Source organism: Streptomyces sp. McG3 (genome assembly GCF_018619185.1).
Lineage (GTDB): Bacteria > Actinomycetota > Actinomycetes > Streptomycetales > Streptomycetaceae > Streptomyces.
This window is the reverse complement of sequence record NZ_JAAXYC010000405.1, coordinates 1-5,904: the sequence shown is the minus strand read 5'-3', so window position 1 is coordinate 5,904 and position 5,904 is coordinate 1. Positions and strand designations below refer to the sequence as shown.

Annotated in this window: 4 protein-coding genes; 2 read left to right on the top strand and 2 right to left on the bottom strand. The window is 70.7% G+C overall.

What is annotated here, in order from left to right; all coding sequences use genetic code 11:
- Nucleotides 1–135 precede the first annotated feature (135 nt).
- On the top strand, nt 136–2,064 hold the full coding sequence (locus HET64_RS35500) for an acetoacetate--CoA ligase (protein ID WP_215111364.1): 1,929 nt from the start codon (nt 136–138) through the stop codon (nt 2,062–2,064).
- Nucleotides 2,065–2,139: 75 nt separating this feature from the next.
- Complete coding sequence (locus HET64_RS35495; protein WP_215111363.1) at nt 2,140–3,063, top strand: hypothetical protein; 924 nt, start codon at nt 2,140–2,142, stop codon at nt 3,061–3,063.
- Between the two features lie 75 nt (nt 3,064–3,138).
- Here the strand turns inward: HET64_RS35495 and ptsP are convergent, their stop codons facing one another.
- Together ptsP and HET64_RS35485 are read right to left on the bottom strand one after the other, a co-directional pair.
- Nucleotides 3,139–4,809, bottom strand: a complete 1,671-nt coding sequence (gene ptsP, locus HET64_RS35490) for a phosphoenolpyruvate--protein phosphotransferase (RefSeq protein WP_215111362.1) — start codon at nt 4,807–4,809, stop codon at nt 3,139–3,141.
- Between the two features lie 76 nt (nt 4,810–4,885).
- The gene (locus HET64_RS35485; protein ID WP_018960637.1) at nt 4,886–5,335 is read right to left on the bottom strand and encodes a PTS glucose transporter subunit IIA; all 450 of its coding nucleotides are present in this window, start codon (nt 5,333–5,335) and stop codon (nt 4,886–4,888) included.
- Between the last annotated feature and the right edge of the window lie 569 nt (nt 5,336–5,904).

Below are 5,904 nucleotides of genomic sequence, written 5' to 3'. Positions count from 1 at the left end.
CGCGTGCGCCGTGCGGACGAAGCGGGCGTCCACCACCGGGATGGAGCCCTGCCGCTCCGGGACCTGGGCGCAGACCGCACCCGCGCGCAGCGGCGCCGGGACGCCGTACGAACGCAGCCGCAGCGCCCCGACCGCATCGAGGCGGCGGCCGTCACCCGCTTCCAGAACTGGGCCGCGACCCGGTACGGCGCACCGGCCGAGGGCGGATACGCGGCCCTGCACCGCTGGTCCGTCGACGAGCTCGACACCTTCTGGCGCGCCGTCGCCGAATGGTTCGACATCCGCTTCTCCACGCCGTACGAGAGCGTCCTCGGCGACCGTGCGATGCCCGGCGCCACCTGGTTCCCCGGCGCCACCCTCAACTACGCCGAACACGCCCTGCGCACCGCCGAGGACCCGGCCCGCGCCGACACCCCCGCCCTGTTGTACGTCGACGAGACCCACACCCAGTCCCCCGTCAGCTGGGCGGACCTCCGCCGCCAGGTCGGCGCCCTCGCCGCGGAACTGCGCGCCCTCGGCGTCACCCCCGGCGACCGCGTCAGCGGCTACCTCCCCAACATCCCCCAGGCCGTCGTCGCCTTCCTCGCCACCGCGGCCGTCGGCGGCATCTGGACCTCCTGCGCCCCCGACTTCGGCGCCCGCAGCGTCCTCGACCGGTTCCAGCAGATCGAACCCGTCGTCCTGTTCACCGTCGACGGCTACCGCTACGGCGGCAAGGAACACGACCGCACCGAGACCGTCGCCGAGCTCCGCCGCGAACTGCCCACGCTGCGCGCCGTCGTCCACATCCCGCTGCTCGGCACCGACGCCCCCGAAGGCGCGCTCGCCTGGGCCGCCCTCACCTCCGCCGACACCGAGCCGGTCTTCGAACAGGTCCCCTTCGAGCACCCGCTCTGGGTCCTCTACTCCTCCGGCACCACCGGTCTGCCCAAGGCCATCGTCCAGTCCCAGGGCGGCATCCTGCTCGAACACTTCAAGCAGATCGGCCTGCACTGCGACCTCGGACCCGAGGACCGCTTCTTCTGGTACACCTCCACCGGCTGGATGATGTGGAACTTCCTCGTCTCCGGCCTCCTCACCGGCGCCACCGTCGTCCTGTACGACGGCAGCCCCGGCTATCCGGACGTCAGCGCGCAGTGGCGGGTCGCCGAACAGACCGGCGCGACGCTCTACGGCACCTCCGCCGCGTACGTCATGGCCTGCCGCAAGGCCGGCATCCACCCCGGCCGCGACTTCGACCTCTCCCGCGTCCAGTGCGTCGCCACCACCGGCTCCCCGCTCCCGCCCGACGGCTTCCGCTGGCTCCACGACGAGGTGGCCGAGAACCTCTGGATCGCCTCGGTCAGCGGCGGCACCGACGTCTGCAGCTGCTTCGCCGGGGCCGTCCCCACCCTTCCCGTCCACATCGGCGAACTCCAGGCACCCTGCCTCGGCACCGACCTCCAGTCCTGGGACCCGGCCGGCGAACCCCTCATCGGCGAGGTCGGCGAACTCGTCGTCACCAACCCCCTCCCGTCCATGCCGATCCGCTTCTGGAACGACCCCGACGGCAGCCGCTACCACGACAGCTACTTCGACATGTACCCCGGCGTCTGGCGCCACGGGGACTGGATCACCCTCACCGACCACGGCTCGGTGATCATCCACGGCCGCTCCGACTCCACCCTGAACCGCCAGGGCGTCCGCATGGGCTCCGCCGACATCTACGAGGCCGTCGAACGGCTCCCCGAGATCCGGGAATCCCTCGTCATCGGCCTCGAAGAACCCGACGGCGGCTACTGGATGCCGCTCTTCGTCCACCTCGCCGACGGCGCGACCCTCGACGACGACCTGCGCGACGCGATCAAGCGGACCATCCGCGAGAACCTCTCCCCGCGCCACGTACCGGACGAGGTCATCGAGGTCCCCGCCATCCCGCACACCCTCACCGGCAAGCGCATCGAGGTTCCGGTCAAGCGCCTCCTCCAGGGAACCGAGCTGGCCAAGGCGGTCAATCCGGGCTCCGTCGACAACCTCGACCTCCTCCACTTCTACGCCGAACTGGCCGCGAACCGACGCCGCTAGGCCGCTGGGCAGCCCGCTTGTCAGTCCCCCTGATTACGCTGAGTGAGCAAGGATTCACCGCGCACAGGGGGACACATGGCGCAGACCGGCCACACCGAGAACAGCACCACCCACCACACGAAGCACAGCGCCACCATGCGACGCACGTTGCGCCGCGAAGCACCCAGCACGATCGGCCTCCTCACCGACGCACAGGACTTCGCGGCCATGCGGCACTACCGCACCTTCGCCTTCGACGACTACACCGTCTATCTCCAGCAGGTCGAAGCCCTGCTCAAAGCGCTCGCGGCCCAAGGCGTGCACACCACCGTCGCCCTCTTCGACCCGGAGGACTACGCGGAGTTCTGCGCCGAATCGGGCCTCGACGCCGACACCGGAGCCAGCCGCAGCCGCTTCACCGCGGAGATCGCCTCCGCCGGAGCCACGGTCGCCTACACCGGCCAACGCCTGAGCGACCTCATCCCCGTCCTCGTCTCCCGAGCGGTCCGCCAGGCCACCTGGGAGTACGCCACCCTCCTCCTCGCCGACCTCGGCACCTGCGCCGACTGCGGCCAGGACATCGGACGCGCGGCCTTCGACCGCGCCTCGCACCTCCTCACGCGCCTGCTGGAAGCGGCGGGACCAGGCACCCACCACCTGGTGTGCAGCACCCCGACGGACAACGACCAACTCCTGGCCGTGCTCCACACCCACCGCGACACCGCGGGACCGGCCCGCCTCGACAGCTCGGAGGGCGCGGAGTTCGCCACCGTCCTCGCGGTGGCCATCGCCCTGGAATCGCGCGGGGGAGTCGTCCTGCGCACCAGCGCCCCCGCCGGCCCGGACCGCGTCCACGGCTGGCGCCTGGCCCACGGAGCCCTCGCCCCGCTCACCGCGGGCGAGGTCTTCAACGCCTACTGCACCGACGCGGACACCGGAGAGCCCGTCTCCCCGGAATCCGGCGTGGAGTACTGCGCGGGGTTCGACATCGGAGCGGACCCGGCGGAGCCCCACCACTGACACGCCGCGGCCACATAGCGGGAGGGGCTTCCCGCCACCCGGCGGAAAGCCCCTCCTCGACCCACGGGATCGCGGCTACTCGCCGGACAGCACAGCCTGAGCGGCGCTGCGCGCCTCGTCGGCCGAGTCCGCCGCACGAGCGGCGTTCGCCGCCCGCTCGCACTGCGCCAGCGTGTACTTGGCCAGCGTGGCCCGCACATAGGGAATGGACGCGGCGCCCATCGACAGGGAGGTGACCCCCAGACCCGTCAGCACACACGCCAGCAGCGGATCCGCCGCCGCCTCACCGCACACCCCACAGCTCTTGCCCTCGGCACGAGCCGCGTCGGCGGACAGTGCCACGAGATCCAGCAGCGCCGGCTGCCACGGGTCCTGGAGCCGCGACACCGCGCCCACCTGACGGTCGGCCGCGAAGGTGTACTGCGCCAGGTCGTTGGTGCCCAGCGACAGGAACTCCACCTCCTGGAGGATCGACCGCGCCCGCAGAGCGGCGGACGGAATCTCCACCATCGCGCCGAACTTCGCCCGCAGCCCGGCCTCGCGGCACGCGTCCGCGAACGCCTTGGCGTCGATACGGTCGGCCACCATGGGGGCCATGACCTCCAGGTACACCGGCAGCCCCTCGGCGGCCTTCGCCAGCGCGGTCAGCTGGGTACGCAGCACCTCGGGGTGGTCCAGCAGGCTCCGCAGCCCACGGACGCCGAGCGCCGGGTTCGGCTCGTCGGCCGGCGTCAGGAAGTCCAGCGGCTTGTCGGCGCCGGCGTCCAGCACCCGCACGACGACACGCCCCTCGGGGAACGCCTCCAGCACCGCGCGGTAGGCCGCGATCTGCTTCTCCTCGGAAGGAGCCTGCTTGCTGTCGTCCAGGAACAGGAACTCGGTCCGGAACAGCCCGACGCCCTCCGCCCCCGCCTCGACCGCCGCGGGCACATCGCCCGGACCACCGACATTGGCGAGCAGCGGCACCTTGTGCCCGTCCGACGTGGCGCCGGGACCGGTCGAGGCGGACAGCGCCGCCCTGCGAGCGGCGGCGGCACTCTCCATCTCGGCGCGCTTCTCGTCACTCGGGTCGACGAAGATCTCGCCCGTGCTGCCGTCCACCGCGACGACCGTGCCCTCGGCCAGCTCACCGGCGCCGGGCAGCGCCACCACGGCCGGAACGCCGAGCGCCCGCGCCAGGATCGCGCTGTGACTGGTCGGCCCGCCCTCCTCGGTGACGAAGCCGAGCACCAGCGTCGGGTCGAGGAGCGCGGTGTCGGCCGGCGCGAGGTCGCGCGCGATCAGCACGTACGGCTCGTCGCTGTCCGGCACACCGGGCATCGGCACACCGAGCAGCCGCGCCACGATCCGGTTCCGCACGTCGTCGAGGTCCGCGACCCGCCCCGCCAGGTACTCCCCGGCATTGGCGAGCAGCGCCCGGTACGCGGCGAACGCGTCGTACACCGCACGCTCGGCGGTGCTGCCCACGGCGATGCGCCGATCGACGTCGGACATCAGCTCGGGGTCCTGCGCCATCATGGCCTGCGCCTCGAGCACGTGCTGTGCCTCGCCGCCGGCCAGGTTGCCGCGCGCGATCAGATCGGCGGCGACCGCTTCCACCGCCTGCCTGGCGCGTCCCTGTTCGCGACCGGCCTCCTCGGCGGGAATCGATTTGGCGGGCGGCTCCAGCACCGCCGTACCCATGTGCCGAACCTCGCCGATGGCCACACCGTGGCTCACGCCGACGCCTCGCAGCGTTGTCTCCATTTCACCCGTCTCCGGTTGTGCGGCGACCGAGTCACCGCGGTGGTTGTGCAACTGGCTTGTCACTGCGCCCTGGGCGTCACTGCCAGCCGAACAGCGGGTCGCCGACCTTCACGTCCCCGTCCTCACGGACATCGGAGAGCGACTCGGCGGTGGCCTCCAGGGCCACGATCGGGCAGATGGGTGATTTGCCGGCGGCCTCGACGGCGACCGGGTCCCAGCGCACGATGCTCTGGCCGCGGGTCACCGTGTCCCCCTTGTTCACGAGGAGCTCGAAGCCCTCGCCGTTGAGCTGGACGGTGTCGATGCCGAGGTGCGTCAGGACCCCGTGCCCATCCGCGTCGACGACGACGAACGCGTGGGGGTGCAGGGAGACGACGATGCCGTCGACCGGGGACACGGCCTCGGAGGGCTCACGTACGGGGTCGATGGCGGTGCCGGGACCGACCATCGCGCCCGAGAAGACCGGGTCGGGAACCGCGGCGAGTCCGATGGCGCGTCCAGCAAGAGGGGACGTCACGTTGGTCATGGGGAGCCTCCCAGGGGGATGGAGATTCAGGTGTCGCCGCCGCGACTGATGGGGGACGGCGTACTGCTCAGCAGAGTAAGTCATATGAAGTCCCGGTTCCGCCCGAGACCTACCGCTTGGCGGACCTAGGGGTACACCAGAAACGATTTGCCTCGATCCCCGGCGGCCTGTACTGTCGTACTCCTGCCTGACCCCAACGCGACTTTGAGTCGGGGGTCGGCGGCGACCTTCAAGCCCAGATCCTAACCTTGAACCTTTCTTCGGCATGCCCGCAGGACGTGGTCAGGGGGACAGAAAAGGCCTGATAGAGTCGGACTCGCCGAAAGGGAAAACGCGAAAGCGAATTACCTGGAAGCGAAAAGCACGACCCGCTTCGACCGGGAATCGGACACGAAAGAGTCTGATAGAGTCGGAAACGCAGGACAGCAGGACAAAGCAGTAAACGAAGGGAAGCGCCCGGAGGGCCCCGGTGATACGGGACCGAAGGAAGCGTCCGTTCCTTGAGAACTCAACAGCGTGCCAAAAGTCAACGCCAGATATGTTGATACCCCGGCCTGCTTCGGCAGGTT